Annotated in this window: 12 protein-coding genes; 4 read left to right on the top strand and 8 right to left on the bottom strand. The window is 64.7% G+C overall.

The window, feature by feature from the left end; genetic code table 11:
• Positions 1-53 precede the first annotated feature (53 nt).
• Complete coding sequence (locus ACYQR9_RS20835) at positions 54-3,248, bottom strand: efflux RND transporter permease subunit (RefSeq protein WP_461227891.1); 3,195 nt, start codon at positions 3,246-3,248, stop codon at positions 54-56.
• Positions 3,249-3,338: 90 nt separating this feature from the next.
• Positions 3,339-4,598, bottom strand: a complete 1,260-nt coding sequence (locus ACYQR9_RS20830; protein WP_461227890.1) for an efflux RND transporter periplasmic adaptor subunit — start codon at positions 4,596-4,598, stop codon at positions 3,339-3,341.
• Positions 4,599-4,686: 88 nt separating this feature from the next.
• Here ACYQR9_RS20830 and ACYQR9_RS20825 point away from each other — a divergent pair, with 88 nt between their 5' ends.
• Both ACYQR9_RS20825 and ACYQR9_RS20820 read left to right on the top strand, forming a co-directional pair.
• Positions 4,687-5,286 carry a TetR/AcrR family transcriptional regulator gene (locus ACYQR9_RS20825; protein WP_056428332.1) on the top strand — a complete coding sequence of 200 codons (600 nt, stop codon included), beginning with the start codon at positions 4,687-4,689 and terminating at the stop codon, positions 5,284-5,286.
• Positions 5,287-5,754: 468 nt separating this feature from the next.
• Entirely contained in the window at positions 5,755-6,042 is a 288-nt protein-coding gene (locus tag ACYQR9_RS20820; RefSeq protein WP_461227889.1) for a hypothetical protein, read from the top strand.
• Positions 6,043-6,325: 283 nt separating this feature from the next.
• On the opposite strand, the gene ACYQR9_RS20815 is transcribed toward ACYQR9_RS20820, so the two are convergent.
• The 5 genes from ACYQR9_RS20815 to ACYQR9_RS20795 all read right to left on the bottom strand — a co-directional run bounded on the left by ACYQR9_RS20815 (position 6,326) and on the right by ACYQR9_RS20795 (position 12,033).
• Positions 6,326-6,685, bottom strand: a complete 360-nt coding sequence (locus tag ACYQR9_RS20815) for a hypothetical protein (RefSeq protein ID WP_461227888.1) — start codon at positions 6,683-6,685, stop codon at positions 6,326-6,328.
• A gap of 460 nt (positions 6,686-7,145) precedes the next feature.
• Positions 7,146-8,138, bottom strand: coding sequence for an alpha/beta fold hydrolase (locus tag ACYQR9_RS20810; RefSeq protein WP_461227887.1), 993 nt, complete (start codon positions 8,136-8,138; stop codon positions 7,146-7,148).
• A gap of 393 nt (positions 8,139-8,531) precedes the next feature.
• A complete protein-coding gene (locus ACYQR9_RS20805; protein ID WP_461227886.1) occupies positions 8,532-9,605 on the bottom strand; it encodes an alpha/beta hydrolase family protein in 1,074 nt (357 codons plus the stop codon).
• A gap of 222 nt (positions 9,606-9,827) precedes the next feature.
• Positions 9,828-10,919 (bottom strand): adenylate/guanylate cyclase domain-containing protein, encoded by a 1,092-nt coding sequence (locus ACYQR9_RS20800; protein WP_419953430.1) that lies wholly within the window; start codon positions 10,917-10,919, stop codon positions 9,828-9,830.
• A 199-nt stretch (positions 10,920-11,118) separates the two neighbouring features.
• Positions 11,119-12,033 carry an SDR family oxidoreductase gene (locus ACYQR9_RS20795; protein ID WP_461227885.1) on the bottom strand — a complete coding sequence of 305 codons (915 nt, stop codon included), beginning with the start codon at positions 12,031-12,033 and terminating at the stop codon, positions 11,119-11,121.
• A 72-nt stretch (positions 12,034-12,105) separates the two neighbouring features.
• On the opposite strand from ACYQR9_RS20795, the gene ACYQR9_RS20790 reads away from it, so the two are divergent.
• The gene (locus tag ACYQR9_RS20790) at positions 12,106-12,747 is read left to right on the top strand and encodes a TetR/AcrR family transcriptional regulator (RefSeq protein ID WP_461227884.1); all 642 of its coding nucleotides are present in this window, start codon (positions 12,106-12,108) and stop codon (positions 12,745-12,747) included.
• Positions 12,748-12,932: 185 nt separating this feature from the next.
• On the opposite strand, the gene pdxR is transcribed toward ACYQR9_RS20790, so the two are convergent.
• Positions 12,933-14,420 carry a MocR-like pyridoxine biosynthesis transcription factor PdxR gene (gene pdxR / locus ACYQR9_RS20785; protein WP_207413838.1) on the bottom strand — a complete coding sequence of 496 codons (1,488 nt, stop codon included), beginning with the start codon at positions 14,418-14,420 and terminating at the stop codon, positions 12,933-12,935.
• A gap of 240 nt (positions 14,421-14,660) precedes the next feature.
• On the opposite strand from pdxR, the gene ACYQR9_RS20780 reads away from it, so the two are divergent.
• The gene (locus tag ACYQR9_RS20780; protein WP_461227883.1) at positions 14,661-16,823 is read left to right on the top strand and encodes a molybdopterin-containing oxidoreductase family protein; all 2,163 of its coding nucleotides are present in this window, start codon (positions 14,661-14,663) and stop codon (positions 16,821-16,823) included.
• Positions 16,824-16,873 lie beyond the last annotated feature (50 nt).

Below are 16,873 nucleotides of genomic sequence, written 5' to 3'. Positions count from 1 at the left end.
GGTGCAGCAGATCCATGCCGGCTCAGGCAGACCAGCCCGTCGGTACGGAACCATTATGCGGCCTCTGTGATCCGCTCCTGATGAACAACCGGGGCGCTGCCGCCATGCTGCTTGAGCGGCCGGTTGCCACTGAGGCGACGCAGGAGGACGTAGAAGACCGGCGTCAGGAAGAGGCCGAAGGCGGTGACGCCAATCATACCGGAGAACACAGCGACGCCCATGGCGCTGCGCATTTCCGAGCCGGCACCGGTGGCCGTCACCAGGGGCAGCACGCCCATGATGAAAGCCATCGAAGTCATCAGAATCGGCCGCAGCCGAAGGCGGCTCGCCTCGATGGCGGCCTGGAGCGGCGTGCGGCCGGCGAATTCAAGTTCGCGGGCGAATTCCACGATCAGGATCGCGTTCTTGGCCGAGAGGCCGACGAGGACGATGAGGCCGATCTGGGTGAAGACGTTGTTGTCGCCCGCTGAAAGCCAGACCCCAAACATCGCCGCGAGCAGGCCCATCGGCACGATCAGCAGAATGGCGAGCGGCAGGGCCAGGCTCTCGTACTGGGCGGCAAGCACGAGGAAGACGAGGAGCAGCGCCAGCGGGAATACCCACATCCCGGAATTGCCGGCGATGAACTCCTGGTAAGTCAGGTCCGTCCACTCGAAGGCGAAGCCGCGCGGCAGGGTCTCGGCCGCGATGCGGGCGGCGGCCGCCTGGGCCTGGCCCGAGGAGTAGCCCGGTGCCGCACCGGCGTTGATGTCGGCCGAGAGGAAGCCGTTGTAGCGCATCGCGCGTTCCGGCCCGGCCGTCTGCCGGACGCGAAGCAGTGCGGCGAGCGGCACCATCTCGCCGGAGCCCGCCCGCACCTTCAGCGCCCCGATGTCGTCCGAGCGGGCGCGGAAGGGCGCGTCGGCCTGAACCCGGACCGAGTAGGTGCGGCCGAACCGGTTGAAGTCGTTGACGTAGAGCGAGCCAAGATAGATCTGCAGCGTGTCGAACACGTCCGTTACAGGGATGCGCAGCTGTCGAGCCTTCGTCCGGTCGATGTCGGCGAAGAGCTGCGGCACATTCATCTGGAAGCTCGAGAAGAGGCCCGCGAGCTCCGGGGCCTGGGCGGCCTTGGCCAGGAAGGCCTTGGTCGCGTCGTTGAGCGCCTCGTAGCCGAGGCCGGCCCGGTCCTCGATCTGCATCTTGAACCCGCCGATGGTGCCGAGGCCGTTCACAGGCGGCGGCGGAAACATCGCGATGAAGGCCTCGGGGATTGCCGCGAACTTCTTGTTGAGCGACTGGGCGATGGCACCGCCGTTCAGGGCCGGCGAGCGGCGCTCCTCGAATGGCTTCAGGGTGGAGAACACAATCCCTGAGTTCGAACTGTTGGTGAAGCCGTTGATGGAGAGGCCTGGGAAGGCGACAGCGCTTTCGACGCCGGGCTCCTTCAGGGCAATCTCGCTCATACGGCGGATCACGTCCTCGGTCCGGTCGAGGGTCGCGCCGTCCGGCAGCTGCGCGAAGCCGACGAGGTACTGCTTGTCCTGGCCCGGCACGAAGCCGCCGGGGATCTGGCGGAACAGCACCACGGTCAGACCGACGAGGACGAGGTAGAGCACCATCATTGTCGCCTTGCGGGAGACGACGAAACCGACGCCTCGCCCGTACCCGTCCGAGGCCCGGCCGAAGACGCGGTTGAAGCGCCGGAAAAACCAGCCGAGCATCCCGTCGAGGATGCGGGTCAGGCGGTCCTTGGGGGCGTGGTGGTCTTTCAGCAGCAGCGCCGAGAGAGCCGGCGACAGGGTCAGCGAATTGACGGCCGAGATGACGGTCGAGATAGCGATGGTGAGGGCGAACTGCTTGTAGAACTGGCCCGTCAGGCCGCTGATGAAGGCGAGCGGTACGAATACCGCCACGAGCACGAGGGCGATGGCGATGATGGGTCCGGAGACCTCGCGCATGGCCTGGTAGCTGGCGTCTCGTGGCGACAGGCCACTGTCGATGTTCCGCTCGACGTTCTCGACGACCACGATGGCGTCGTCGACCACGATGCCGATGGCGAGCACGAGGCCGAACAGGCTGAGCGCATTGATGGAGAAGCCGAAGACGTGCATCACCGCGAAGGTGCCGACGATGGAGACCGGCACGGCGAGAAGCGGGATGATCGAAGCGCGCCAGGTCTGCAGGAACAGGATCACCACGAGGACGACGAGGGCGATGGCCTCCAGCAGAGTGTGGATCACGGCCTCGATGGAGGCGCGCACGAACTGCGTCGGATCATAGACGATCTCGTAGTCGACGCCCTCGGGCATGTTCTGCTTGATCTCCGCCATGGTCCGGCGGACCTCGTCGGAGATCTGAATCGCGTTCGAGCCGGGCGACTGGGAGATCGGCAGGGCGACGGCGGACTTGTTGTCGAGAAGGGAGCGCAGGGCGTAGTCGGAAGCTCCGAGCTCGATCCGGGCGACGTCGCGCAGGCGGGTGATCTCACCGCTCTCCCCGGTCTTTACGACGATGTCGCCGAACTGCTCCTCAGTGGTAAGCCGCCCGTTGGCGTTGAGGGAAAGCTGGAGGTCGAGTCCCGGGATTGCCGGCGAGGCGCCAATGACACCGGCCGCCGCCTCCACGTTCTGCGCCTGGATCTCGCGCACGACGTCGCCGGCCGACAGCCCGTGCTCGGCAACCTTCTGCGGGTCGAGCCAGATGCGCATCGAATAGTCGCCAGAGCCGAAAAGCTGCACCTGCCCGACGCCGTCGAGGCGGGCGAGCCGGTCCTTGATGTTCAGCACCGCGTAGTTGCGCAGGTAGGTCATGTCGTAGCGCCCGTTGGGCGAGACGAGGTGCACCACCATGGTCAGGTCCGGCGAGGACTTCACCGTGACGATGCCGAGCTGGCGCACGATGGCCGGCAGGCGCGGCTCGGCCTGCGAGACGCGGTTCTGTACGAGCTGCTGGGCCTTGTCGGGGTCAGTGCCGAGACGGAACGTGACGGTGAGCGTCATGATGCCGTCGGTCGTGGCCTGGCTCGACATGTAAAGCATGCCCTCGACGCCGTTGATCTGCTCCTCGATCGGCGTCGCCACCGTCTCGACGATGACTTTGGGGTTAGCGCCTGGGAAGGTCGCGCGCACGACGACCGAGGGTGGCACCACGTCCGGATACTCGGAGATCGGCATCGCGAAGAGCGAGATCAGGCCCATGATGAACATGAGCACCGAGAGCACGCCTGCGAAGATCGGCCGGTCGATGAAGAATTTCGAGAGGTTCATGCCGCCCTCCTGGGCGCACGGGGAGAGAGAGCGGTCGCATGGCGGCCGCCGGGTAGAAGCCCGATCGGGAAGAGCGGCCTGCGCCGCCCGTCAGTTCTGCGCGACTCGGCGCGGAGCCGTTGCGGAGTCCTGCGGCCGCGCGCCCATGGCGACCGGCTCGGGCCGAAGGAGCATGCCGGGCCGGAGCCGCTGAAGGCCGTTGACGACGATGCGCTCGCCGCCTGACAGGCCGGAGTTTACGACGCGCAGTCCGTCAACGGACCGGCCGAGGGTGACGGCACGGAACTCTGCGCGGTCGTCGGCCCCCACAACGAGCACGAACTTCTTGTCCTGATCCGTGCCGACCGCACGCTCGTCCACGAGCAGCAGCGATTCGGGTGCGGCCTGGCCGAGGCGCATGCGAGCGAACTGACCCGGGATGAGATGTCCGTCGCTGTTGCCGAAGCTTGCGCGGACCCGGATGGTGCCGCTTCGCGCATCGACCTTGTTGTCGATGAACTGGAGGTGCCCACGCGCCCGCGCCCCGTCGGCGGTGAGCATCTCGACCGGGATGCGGTCGAGGCTGCCGCGCTTGCCCGAGGGGTCAGCCAGTGAGGCCAGGGCCTTGAGGACGACGGTCTCGTCCGCGTCGAAGCTGGCATAGACGGGATCGACGGAGACGAGGGTGGTCAGCACAGCAGCGCCCGCGCCAGTGGCGACGAGGTTCCCCGGCGTGATCTCACGGCGTCCAACGCGTCCGCCGACTGCGGCCCTCACCTCCGTGTAGCTGAGGTTGAGTCGGGCGGCCTCCAGCGTCGCCTTGGCAGCGTCGAGGCTCGCCTTGGCTTCCTTGAACGCGTTGGCGCGGACATCGAGATCGCGGGCCGTGACGATGCGCTGGTCGGAAAGCCGCTGTCCACGCTCGAAGTCGCTTGCGGTCAGGGCGAGACGCGCCTCAGCGCCGGCGGCCTGTGCCTCCAGGCGATGGACTTCGGTGGCGTAGGGTGCGGGGTCGATGGTCACCAGCAGGTCGCCGGGCCTGACGAGTTCGCCCTCGGTGAAGTGCGTCGCCTGGATCGCTCCGCCAACACGTGCCCGGACGTCGACCCGGTCAACCGCTTCGAGTCGGCCGGAGAACTCGTCCCACAGCACGACCGGGCGAGGCGCGACGGTGGCGACGGGCACCGGCGTCGCGGGCTCGGCCGGCGCCGGTGCGGCGACCGCCTCCGTTCCGTGCGCCGTCAGGCTGGGGAGGGTTTGAACGAAGGCGCCCGCCAGAAGAACGAAGGCAACACCGGCCGCGAGGCTGCGCCGAAAACCGGAACGGGTAGGGGAAGCGTGAGGCGAAGGGTTCACGGCCGACTCCGACATCTGTAGAGTTCGCTACACATGTCGGCATGGACGGCGGGCGTCAAGAGACTTATCTACCACTCGTTATAAAAGTTGGAGTCAGCTGACAATGGTGATGGGGCGACCCAGGTCCTTCGATAGGGACAAAGCCCTCGACGAGGCGATGGAGGTGTTCTGGCGTCACGGCTACGACGGCGCCAGTCTCGCCATGCTGACGAAGGCGATGGGCATCAAGGCGCCGAGCCTCTACGCAGCCTTCGGCAGCAAAGAGGGCCTCCTCATGGCCGCCCTCGATCGCTACGCGCTGCGGCGGTCGGAGCACATGCGCTACGTGCTCGCCGGCGCCACGGCGCGCGACGTGGCCGAGCGCTTCCTAAGCAGCATCGCCGAGAGCCATACCGACCCGGCCAATCCGCCCGGCTGCCTTCTCGTCCAGGGCGGACTCGCCTGCGGCGCCGGCTCGGAGAACATCCCGTTCGAGCTGGCCTCGCGCCGGGCCGAGTCGGAGACGGAACTCCTCGGGCGTTTCATTCAGGCAAAGGCCGACGGCGATCTGCCGGAGGACGCGGATCCTGCGGCACTGGCGCGATTCCTGTCGACGGTGGCCTCTGGCATGGGCGTCATCGCGTCGTCGGGGGCCAATCGCGAGGCTCTGCGAGAGGTGGCGCGCGTCTCGCTCGGGGCCTTCGCCAGGAGCGGTAGGGACTGAACGCTCGGTCGAACAGGGCTGCAGGCCGCAGATTCCGGCACTTTCCTTCCTGAAAGCTGCATGCCCGCAAACTACCCGCTCCGGCAGTAGAGAAGACCAGCAAGTCCCGACCCTACTCAGACCGACCTTGCAATACAGAGCATTGGCCGGAAGTGATTCGACGGGGTCGCACTGGCGGCCGCAAGCGTAGCCCTTAAGCGGACCGACGCGTGGGCTCTTGTCGACAAAGGATACTGACCAGATTTCAGCCTTCAAGGCCGCATACTGCAACGCCTGGATTCGAGGAAAGGCGGAACTTCAATCATGCATCTCGAGTGCATCGCCAGTTTCAATATCAAAGGAGGCGAATTCACTTGAGCCGCCTAAGGAAATGCCTGCCCGCATAAAGATGTTGATCCGCTGGGAGCCATATTTGGCATCTTGCAGTTACCTGGGAAGAAGCCTGTCATGGCGCGGAGGTAGAGCATCGTGAACAAGCTGGTGGCCAAGCGTGACGAGATTCGCGTAGCAATTGCTGATCGAATGGGATTGGGATCGCTGCAGACATTGAGCTCTGCGCAGACGGCGGATGTCGACCGGGAGGCGGACCAGGAGATCGCCAAATGTCGTGCGGCCATCAAACGTGAGAACACTTACCGTGAGGCGACCGACCTCGCTCCCTTTCAGCGTTTACTGGTCGATTACTGCAGGTTGGAGCGGGAGGAAAACGGTCCGGAGGATGGCGATGCTACGGAAGGATTTGGCGCTCGCCATTGAGGTGATCCGCTGACGCGTTCCTGGTCGTGCTGCAGTATTCGAGCATGCCACCACCCCATATATTCGCCCGAGGCGCTCATTATAATGATGATATCCTGGAAATAAGCGTCTCATTCAAACGCGCTCGCTAGCTGTTCTTTCTTCACAGGGTGCTTCGCGTCCGCTACGCTTCGCGCGCCCAGGCCGGTGATCGCTATAATGCGCCATAGACGGTCGATCGGCCTGAGGAAAACGCCGTTCTCAGTGCTCGGAAGGCTGCAGAGTGTATGTTGGGGGTCGAACCCTACTCGTCTTGAGCCCAGGTGAAGCGGGCGTTGCCCAGACCTGTGCCGATGGTCAGGATGCCCCGGCGCTGAACATCACGCATGTAAAGCAATTCGCTCAGGCCCTGGACCACCGCATCGTTGTGCAAAACGATGACGGTTTCGGCGCCAGCAATGACCGGCAGGGCAGAGCGAACGCGTTCCGGGAGGTGGAAGCCGTCCGCCTTCCAGTCACCGGGAAGGTTCTGCGTACCGCAGGCGATGGTGCCGTCCGAGCGGATCTCTCCGGGGCAACCGATCCCAATGAAAGGAGCGAGCCGAACATCCGCCGCCATTGCTTTCTCGACCAACCGCCGGAGCATGTCGGTCAGGCGCTGCACGGTCCGGTCTCCTAGAATGCCTTGCTGCGCATTCTCACTCAAGGAGCGTGGCGAGGACGAGCGGCCGGTTGCAACCTTCCCTAAAAGGAAAGGCAAGAGAGACCGGAAGGCGCGAAGGCCGAGAAGGCATCCGTCTAACCGTTGCCTTCAGCGCATTTAGGTGAGTTTGCTGCATAAGGCCGAGGCATACTTTTGCCGCCAGCGTTCGCGAATTTTCCCAGGGACTTTGGCCCAAATTAGCGGAAGCAGGACGAGGATCTCGTGAGCCAAAGGGCGCCACTCCAGCAGCATGGTGCAGCTCATTAAACGGGTCGTACGGCCTTGCGGAGATAGCAGGCCATCGGTCTAACCAGTGGGAAGGATTCGACTGCGTCTCCACAATCTTAACCTACCAAGTCGACCCCATTGGACTACCGTTCCTGCATCGATAGCCACCGCCTGTTCCCTGCTGGAACGCGCTCTAACCGCTACCCTCGGTTTTGAGGCGTGGCGCCGCTTCGACCGCCTGGGCAACCGTCTCCACAGCTGACATCACTTCACCGGGAGCGGTATGGTGCACCATATGACCGCAATCCTGCACGACATGCAGGCTGCTATTCTGAAGCACGCGATGCAGGCGCACGGCTTGAGTGGCAAGATCCACCATCTTGTCCCCAGCTCCGGCGACAATGGCCACCGGCATTGAGAGTTCGGCGTAGCGGTTTTGGACCGCCAGCGCATCTGGGATCATCAATGCAGACTCGGCCGCGCTGGCCCGCAACTGTGAGGGACGGATTGCCATCTCGGAGGGGACGCCTTCGAACGTGGCGGCCACCGGTGCAGGGCTGAACAGCTTCCGGATCATTGACGGCCAGAGAAGACGAGCGACGGGAGGCGAAACGGTGTAGCGCAGGATGTCGCCGATGAGCGGCAAGGCGGGACCGGACATCAGTACGACGTCCGCACGGACTGAACCGTAGTAGTACCCGCTCTCTAAGATAAGGCCCCGGACCATGTCCGGGTGGTCGAGCGCGAGGGCGATGGCGACAGAGGCACCCCAGGAGTGGCCCAGCACGAGGGAGTGCGAGACCCCAATTTGCTGCAGCGCCGTGCGAAGTAGATCTGCCTGGGCGGAGGGTGTCCAGATGGTGCTGCGGGGTCGCTCGGTATAACCATAGCCCGGTCGATCAAAGGCGATGACGCGATAGCGCTTGGCTGCTGCCTGGACGAAGCCGCTCGACATAAAATCTTGGAGCATGCTGCCGTTGCCGTGCAGGAGCACCAGAGGTTCGCCGTCGCCCACCTCGGCATAGTGAACTTGAAGGCCATCAACGTCGATGATCCGGCCGGTCGGCGGGTTGTCCCGCTCCGCCTGTCGTGCTCTCGCACTCACCACAACGGCGGTAAGACCGAGAGCCGCGGCTCCCAACGTCATGAGAGCAGCGGGACGTGCGAAGTCGCGGCTCTGAGCCATGGCAGGTGTCCGATCAAAGTGGCCAGCAGCATCAGCAGGCGGGTTCGCCCGTAGCACGCTGCAATAGAACGAACGGTCCTGGTATGCCGTCGTTCCGCGCGACGTAGGCGGATCGCCAGATCGGCTGTATTGCCTTTTTCCACACCGGATCATTCGGGCTATTAAGCCGGGGCAGTAGTGGCGAGAGCAGGACGGGATAGCGGCCTCGCCGCGTCCCGGCATGGCGGCAGATCATCACGGTCGCGAGGGGCTGAGCGGACGTCTCGAAGTGGGTGCATGCAAGTACGTAGACGGCAACGCATATGAGTTCGAACCCATCAATGCCGTAGCGTCCGCCAGCCGTGGGATTAGGTCGCCCCGGCCGCTTCATTGAGCAATGATGTGGTCCGAACCTCAGGCGCGACGTCTACGGTCCGCCTGTCTCGTCGGGACCGGAAAAGGCACCGGTGCAGCGGCCAGGATCGGCTTCCAGGTCACGTTCCATTCCTCCATTGGAGCGGGATCGGAGCGATGAACGAGGTCGAGGAAGGCTATGCCGGCTTCCATCGTCGCACGCTTCACCAGAGGGTTCAGCGGCCCGCCATTCCTAAGGGATCGATCGGTGAAGACGCTGTGCGAACCGCCCTGGAACACGACGAGGGCCTTTCGCGCCGTAGGGATGGCGTTGAAGACGTCGATGCGGTCCTGCACCGGCGAGAAACGGCCGGGGATGCGGATCGTGTCCTCGGTCGTGGTCACGTGGAGGGAGGGGACATCCGCGGAAGCGAGAACTGCCGCGAGGTCGGCCTCGCCGTAGAAGGGTGGGGCTGAGATCACGATACTCGCCGTGAAGCGTGGGTCCCGGCCCCCGATGGGCTTCCCGTTGCGGATCACCTGAGCGCCGGTCAGGATCAGGGTCGTGTTCGCCCCGTATGAATGACCGGCCGCGACAACGCGTTTCCTGTCGATGGCGGCTTGGAAGGGATTGTCACGATGGAGCAGGCGGTCGAGGCCGAAGCTCACGTCCCGCGTCCGCTCTATGGCTTCCTGCTCGTCCGCTGCCCCATCGAGACGGTCGAGGAGCAGTATCGGGTTGCCCTCCCAAAGCGTCTGGTCGCTGCCGACGTGCTGGATGTGCAGGCTCGCGATCCCGCGCGCCGACCACCCCTCGCCGAGGTAGCTGTAGCCTTTTCGCGAACCGCCGAGCCCATGGGAGAAGACGATGAGCGGGACCGGTCCCTTCCGGGTCGCGGAGGCTGGCCAGTAGAGCCGCGCCGGCACCGCGCGGTCGCGTGTCGGATCGACCCATTCGAAGTCGATGACCCGGGCTTCCTCGGATGCCGGCAGCGCCTGGGCCGACAGGGACGAGAGCCAGGCTGCGGCACCCGACGCCAGGGCCATCGTGCCGAAGCGGCGGCGGCTGAGGCTACGATTCGTCGGTGCCGGGAAGGCGTCCGTGCGTTGCGGGACATCGGCGGTGATGGGCATGAACGTCTCACGGTGTTTGACGGCAGGTTGATCGGGCGGGAGCCTTGTGGCCTTCGTCGGAAGCATTCGGGGTCGGGATGGACATCTAGAGCTGCGCCCGACCACGTTGGGTCGGGACACATCTCTAAGCCTCTGTTTGCCGCGCTCTTTTTCGCCGAACCGGCATCCACTTCGGCGGAGAGCGCTCTAGCCGTCATCCAGCGGCGCTTACGGTACGCCCGTTCAAGACAAGCGATGGGACGCTGCAACCCCGCGCCCATGATGGGGTTGACCGACGACCTCGCCAACGACCGAGAATTTCCGCCGTTCGGTAAGCGCGTGGACGACCATCTCCCCGCTACGCCCCCTCAGAACATGCTGCCCCAAGGCCTCCGCCTCGATGCCGTCTGGAAGCACGGGAATCCTGCAGAGCACGGCTTCCGAGACGAGCACGGACCGGCTTGTCTCCCGGCACAGACCTTCCAGTCGGGCGGTTGCGTTCATGACGTCGCCGAAGTAGGCGATCTTGTGCCGGTCGATCCCTATCTCGGCCGTGACGACGCTGCCGCCATGGAGCGCCGCGCGGAGTTCCGGGACGAGTCCGAATCTCCTAGTCCATCGGTCGCGATCATCGCGGAGCATTCGTTGGATCGCGAAGATGCATTCGATGCACCTGGCCCGCTCGATGCCGCGCATCAGTGGCCAGGAGATGATCACCTGATCGCCAATGTAGTCGTCGATCTGACCGCGATGTCGGCGAACCGGTTCGGCAATCGTCTCGAACACGTCCTTCAGCAGTTCCTGTGCCGCGAAGTCCCCGTGCTTCTCCGCATAGGCGGTCGAGCCGACGAGATCGAGGAACAGGAAGATGCGCTCCTCGCTGCGCGGGCGATGATAGCGACCGAGGATCAGGTTGGTGAATGTGCTGCGGCCGATGAGATCGCGCATGCGCAACACGCCGATCAGGAGCGCCGACACAGCCATCGCGTAGATGACAGCCTGGGGCCGAGGTATCACGACCTCCGCCAAGCTCTTGTCCGTCAGGCCTAGGGCTCGGACCACGATGCCCATCACGCCCATTCCTATGATGATCACGAGGAGCAAGCTCATCTCCGCCGCGGCGAAGTAGGCCAGAGAGGGCAGGCGCCGGAGGCAGGTCGTGTACCGCGGGAACAGGGCACCGCGCTCGTAGGCGATGGCGAGGACGCCTATGCATGTCCCATACGTAACGCCGAGTACGGCCGGCCCCTCGTGGAACAGGATGCCGTACAGGGCACCGAACGCGGCACTGGCGGCGGCGATGACGATCCAGAACGTGAGCGAGCCGTTCGACATCGTTTCCATCCAAGTGGGAGCTGCTCTGGAATGGCCGAGGAAGGCCACGGGCATGGGATCTTGGGAATTAGGCCGGTCGAGGCGACTTACTGTGCCCGACGGAGGGTCACCGTTTGGCCGGGCAGTGGGACGCCCAGGCATCCGGCGGCTCCTTCGCTTCGCTACGTATGATCGGGAAGGTCCGTCCGACGACCGGGATCTATTGGAACACCGCGCCGGACAGACGTTCGGACTCGGCCCATAACCGAGCCGCAACGGCCTCGTCCCGAGCTTGGACCGGAATGGCGGCGGGCCCCGGCGCGCCGCGGGTCTCACCCAGTCGCGTCGGACCGTAGTACCCCCCGCTCAAAGCAAATGGCGAGGACGCGGCATACAGGGTCGGCAATGCCCCCTGCGCTGCCGGCTGGAACAGGAACCACATGTAGGTCCGCATGATGCCGGCGAAGCTCCAGCGACCTGAGCCGTTCGGCAACAGGTCTGTCCGCGAGATCCCGGGATGCGCCGCAAGGCTGGTGACCCCCCAGCCGTTCGCTTCGCTGCGGCGCTGAAGTTCGAGCGCGAACATCAGGCAGGCGAGCTTGGACTGAGCGTAGGCCGCCATCGGGCGATAGGCGCGCTCCGTCTGCAGGTCGTCGAAGTCGATGCGGCCGCTACGGGCCGCCACGCTGGACAACGTGACCACGCGGGGTGTGCGCCCCCGGCGCAGCAACGGCAGCAGATGGGCGGTGAGCGCGAAGTGTCCGAGGTAGTTCGTGGCGAACTGCAACTCGAAGCCGTCGCCAGAGACCTTGCGCACCGGCGAATTCATCACTGCGGCATTGTTGATCAGTAAGTCGACGCCGTTGAGATCGCCCGCCATGCGCTGAGCGAAGGCAGCAATCGAAGCGAGGCTTGCCAGGTCGAGGATTTCGAAGCGAACCCTGGCGTCAGGCGACTTCTGCCGTATCAACTTGATGGCTTGTCCGCCCTTGTCCGAGTTGCGCCCAGCGATGACAACCTCGCTCCCGCCCCGCGTGAGTGCGAGCGCATTCTCGAAGCCGAGGCCACCTGTCCCCGTCACGATGGCAACCCGTCCCGACTGGGAAGGAAGGTCTTTCAACGTCCAGCCAGACATTCAGGTCTTTCCCGCCCCACACGCTAAATCGCACTCGGTGCAAAGATATATTCGCACTGAGTGCAGTTTTGTATGTGCGAAATCGCATGCGAAAACGCCGGGATGGAAATCGTGTCATCAAAGCCGAGTGGCCTGCGCGCGCGTAAGCGTCAGGAGACGCTGGAGAGGATCGCGGAGACAGGCCTTAAGCTGTTCAGCCGGAACGGCTACGAGGCGACGACGCTGGATGCCATCGCCGAGGCGGCCGGCATCTCGCGTCGGACTTTCTTCTACTACTTTAAGTCGAAGGAGGAGATCCTGCTGGATTGGCAGATGCGGGGGTTCAGCGCATCCCTGCACAAGGCGATCCTGGCCCAGCCTTCCGACAAGGTGCCGGTGGATGCGGTCCGCGATGCGATGCTGACGCTGTCCGCAGGCTTCCGGACCCAGGAGTTCATCAGCATCGACCGCGTCCTGCGGTCCAGCGAAACCCTCAGGGTGCGTAAGCAGGCAACCTACGGCCTGCATGAGCAGGCCCTGTATGCGACGCTGGTCGAGCGATGGCCGAGTCCCGATCGCAGCACGCCCTTACGCCTCCTCGCGATGGCCTCGCTCGGCGCCATGCGCCTGGCCATTGAGGACTGGATCCAGGTGGGCGGAGATCAGCCGCTGGACTCCTTCCTGCACGCCGCGTTTGATGGGCTCGCAGCTGAGTTCTGCCAATCCCTGCGATAGCTTCGCACCCACGTGCCGAAGATTCGGGCTGCCGAGATCCGACAGCTCCGGTACGCCCTCTACGTGACCTCCGCCTCGTGGAAGCTGACAGTCGCAAATCCACCCAGCCCGGTCTTGGAGCGGACGGACGGGTCCCGACCCAACTACGTCGAAGAAGCCAATCCGATAGGTGCTTTAAAGCAGACCTAAACCGTGCCTTCGCCGCGATCTGCTTGCCCAAGCAATATCCGCTGCAATTGGCCGACCGCTGTCTCGATTTGCCTTTCGTTGAGCGATGAGTATCCGAAGACCAACATGTCGTCCCGTGCGCCGCGGTCAAAATCGTAGGCGGCCCCGCTCGAAAGAGCGTAGACGCCGATGCCCTGCTCACGTGCGAGAAGCTGGATCTGCCGGGCGGGCGGAAAGGCGGGTGGGAGGCGCCAGACCAGGTGCAGGCCGCTCTCCCCGCCGAGGACGACGGCTCCATCGAACGTCTTACTCAGCGCTCCGACGAGGCAGTCCCGGCGCGCCTTGTAGACCTGTCTCAGGCGACGCAGATGCCGGTCGAAGTGTCCCTCGTCAATAAAGGCAGCGAGAGCGGCCTGCTCAAGCCAGGCCTGACCGTTGCTCATCCGTGCCTTCAGCATTCGCGCCTCATCCCAGAACATGCGAGGGACCGTGGCGAAACCGATGCGCAGGCCGGCGCCTACGGACTTCGAGAACGTCCCAGCGTAGAAGACGCGTCGGCCGCCGTCGAGACCGGCCAGGGCCGTCAGTGGCGGCCCGTCGTACCGGAAGTCGCTGTCGTAATCGTCCTCGACGATGTAGCTGTCAGTTTCCTCCGCCCATCGCAGCAGGGCCAGGCGCCGTGCCAACGGCATCGTGGCCCCGGTGGGGAACTGGTGTGAGGGCGTGACGTAGAGCAGGCTGCCCTTGGCCGTGGGCAAAAGGTCCGTGCGCAGGCCCTCGCCGTCGACCGGCACTGGATGGATCTCCAAGCCGGCGTTCCTAAAGATCAGCGAGGCTCCGAGGTAGCAGGGGTTCTCGATGCAGAGCTGCCGGGTATGTCCCTTCAGCAGGTTGAATACGAGGTTGAGGGCGTCCTGCCCACCCGTGGTCACGATGACCTGATCCTCGGTCACAGCCACCGCTCTGGCGCGCCGTAGGTGCGTGCTGATGGCCATGCGCAAATCCGGGAGGCCGGCCGGATCGCAGTAATCGGTAAGGTAGGCCGTCTCCCGCGCCAGGAGCCGCGTTACGATCCGGCGCCAGATGGCCAGCGGGAACCCGGCCGGGTCGGACCGCCCAACCCAGAAATCGAGTTCGGGCCGGTCGCCGCCCCCGCCGGGCGAACCTGCGAAGCAAAGCAGGGGCTCGCTCGACACGTCCGGCACCGGGCCGTTCGTGAACGACCGACTGCCCTGTTGGATCAGTAGAAGACTGTCCGGTGAGATCGGCTCAACGAATAGGCCCGCCGTGCCGCGCGCCTTGACGTAGCCCTCCGCCGCAAGGCGTTCGTAGGCCAGCATCACCGTGTTGCGGGACACCCGGAGGCGCTCCGCCAGCAGGCGACTCGGAGGCAGTGCCATGCCGGCCTTGATCTGACCGTCCAGGATGATCTCTCGAACCTGGGCGAAAACCTGCGCTTGGAGCGGCTTATCGGACTTGGCGTCTAGCGTGAGCGTCAGTTCCACACGTTCCATCCTGCCCGATATCGCCTGCTTGCTGTGGCGTAACCCGTCCCTGCCGCAACGAACCAGGTCTCAGGCGCACGGCCCCGATCCGCAACAAAACGGTTGGCACCATGGCCCAGCGCTCTTTTGGCCCTTCCACCGGACCAAAATTTGGAATTGTTTGCACTTGAGTGCATTCTGCTGACGCACTGGGCCGGCCTGCCAGAAAAATAAGGCAGGACGCTCGGCCGTGGAGGAAACATGAACGAGATCGTCAAGCCTGACTCCCTGCTGGTCGCCCAGGCCGAGAGCCTCACCGAGACCTTCTTCGGCGGCTGCCCGCACGACTGCCCGGACACGTGCTCGATGCTGTTCGAGGTCAAGGACGGGAAGTTGCTCGGCGTGCGCGGTAACCCGGACCACCCGATGACCCGTGGCGGCTTGTGCGTGAAGCTGAAGGACTACGAGAAGCGCCACTACCACCCCGACCGGCTGCTCTACCCGATGAAGCGGGTCGGGCCGAAGGGCTCGAAGCAGTTCGAGCGCATCACCTGGGATGAGGCGCTCGACACCATCGTGACGCGCTGGAAGGCGATCATCGACCAGTACGGGCCCGAGGCCATCGCGCCCTACAGCTACCTCGGCAACCAGGGCCTCGTGCACGGGCTGAACGGCGGCGACGCCTTCTTCAACCGCATGGGCGCCACGGTGACGGAGCGCACCTTTTGCGGCGAGGGCTCATGCACGGCTTGGCTCCTCACCGTCGGCCCAACGGCGGGGCTCGACCCGGACAGCTATATCCACTCGAAATACATCGTGATCTGGGCCTGCAACTCCGTCAGCACGAACCTGCATCACTGGGCCATCGTCAAGGACGCCCAGAAAAAGGGTGCTAAGGTCGTCGTCATCGACACCTACGCCTCGCGCACGGCCAAGGCGGCCGACTGGCACATCGCCCCGAAGCCCGGCACGGACGGCGCGCTCGCCATGGCGCTGATCAACTCAATCATCGAACAGGGCCTCATCGACCAGGACTACGTCGACAATTACACGGTTGGCTTCGAAGAGCTGAAGGAGCGGGCCAGCACCCGCACGCCCGAATGGGCCGCCGAGATCACCGGCGTCCCGGCCGAGGACATCCGCAAGCTCGCCCGCGAGATGGCGACCGAGCAGCCGGTGGCCATCCGCATGGGCGTGGCGCTGGAGCGGCACTACGGCGGCGGCCAGACCATCCGGGCGGTATCATCCATCCCGGCGCTGACAGGCGCCTGGCGTCATGTCGGTGGCGGCGTCACGCAGTTCGGCGTGTGGGAGCATCCCTACAAGTTCGACGTGATGTGCCGGCCCGACCTGATCCCGGAGGGCACACGTGTCGTCTCGAACCTGCAGATCGGACCGGCCCTCACCGGCGAGTTGAAGCTCGATCCGCCGATCATGTCGATGATGTGCTGGAACTCGAACCCGGTCACGCAGGCGCCCGAGACCGACAAGATCGTCGCCGGGCTGATGCGCGAGGACCTGTTCATGATCTCGGCCGAGCACTTCATCTCGGACACAGCCTCCTACGCCGACATCGTGCTTCCGGCCACGATGGGCGCGGAGATGGAGGACATGATCCTGTCGTGGGGACACCTCTACCTGACCTACAACACCAAGTGCGCGGATGCGCCCGGTGAGGCCATCCCGAACAACGAGATCTTCCGCCAGCTCGCCGCCCGGCTCGGTTTTGAGGAAGAGAACTTCAAGTGGACCGACACGGAGTGCCTGGAGCACTATGTCGACTGGAACTCGCCGGCCTGCGAAGGCATCGACCTCCAATACATGCGCGAGCATGGCTTCGCCCGGCTCAATGTCGGTACGCCGGACGACCGGGCCCCGCATAAGGAAGGCAACTTCCCGACGCCGACCGGCAAGTGCATGTTCATGGTCGAGGGAGCCACCAACTTCGTCGCGCCGCCGTTCCGGCAGATGTACGAGGGCTTCCAGCCAGGCGAAGCACTCGATCCGCTGCCCGACTATCTCGGCCCGCGCGAGTCCCACACCAACGATCCGGCACTGGCCAAGCGCTTCCCGCTCAACATCGTCTCGCCCAAGAGCCACTACTTCCTGAACTCCTGCTACGCGAACATGGAGGACAAGCAGAAGGGCCAGGGCGAGCAGTTCGTGATGATCAGTCAGCACGACGCCAATGCGCGCGGCATCCGGGATGGCGACCGGGTGCAGGTCGCCAACGACCGCGGCGCCTTCAAGGGCGTGGCGCGCATCACCGAGGACGTGAAGGCCGGCATCGTGGTCGCGACGCTGGGCTACTGGCGTCAGCTTAACGAGGGTACGGTCAACAGCATCTCGTCGGGCGCCTTCACCGACATGGGCCACGCTCCGTCGTTCTCGGACAACCTCGTCGAGGTTGCCCGGGCGAACTGAGGTCAACGATTGACTGACCAGCAAACAGGCGTCCTACGGGACGCTTGTTC

The sequence above is a fragment of the Methylobacterium sp. CM6241 genome (assembly GCF_054817845.1).
This window is presented reverse-complemented; position numbering and strand designations above follow the sequence as displayed.

What these genes read in the sequence shown, in the direction of transcription:
- ACYQR9_RS20790 (WP_461227884.1), top strand. Translation starts at nt 12,106, where the DNA reads ATGTGCGAAATCGCATGCGAAAACGCCGGGATGGAAATCGTGTCATCA.
- ACYQR9_RS20800 (WP_419953430.1), bottom strand. Translation starts at nt 10,919, where the DNA reads ATGTCGAACGGCTCGCTCACGTTCTGGATCGTCATCGCCGCCGCCAGT.
- ACYQR9_RS20810 (WP_461227887.1), bottom strand. Translation starts at nt 8,138, where the DNA reads ATGGCTCAGAGCCGCGACTTCGCACGTCCCGCTGCTCTCATGACGTTG.
- ACYQR9_RS20795 (WP_461227885.1), bottom strand. Translation starts at nt 12,033, where the DNA reads ATGTCTGGCTGGACGTTGAAAGACCTTCCTTCCCAGTCGGGACGGGTT.
- ACYQR9_RS20830 (WP_461227890.1), bottom strand. Translation starts at nt 4,598, where the DNA reads ATGTCGGAGTCGGCCGTGAACCCTTCGCCTCACGCTTCCCCTACCCGT.
- ACYQR9_RS20805 (WP_461227886.1), bottom strand. Translation starts at nt 9,605, where the DNA reads ATGCCCATCACCGCCGATGTCCCGCAACGCACGGACGCCTTCCCGGCA.
- ACYQR9_RS20780 (WP_461227883.1), top strand. Translation starts at nt 14,661, where the DNA reads ATGAACGAGATCGTCAAGCCTGACTCCCTGCTGGTCGCCCAGGCCGAG.
- ACYQR9_RS20835 (WP_461227891.1), bottom strand. Translation starts at nt 3,248, where the DNA reads ATGAACCTCTCGAAATTCTTCATCGACCGGCCGATCTTCGCAGGCGTG.
- ACYQR9_RS20825 (WP_056428332.1), top strand. Translation starts at nt 4,687, where the DNA reads ATGGTGATGGGGCGACCCAGGTCCTTCGATAGGGACAAAGCCCTCGAC.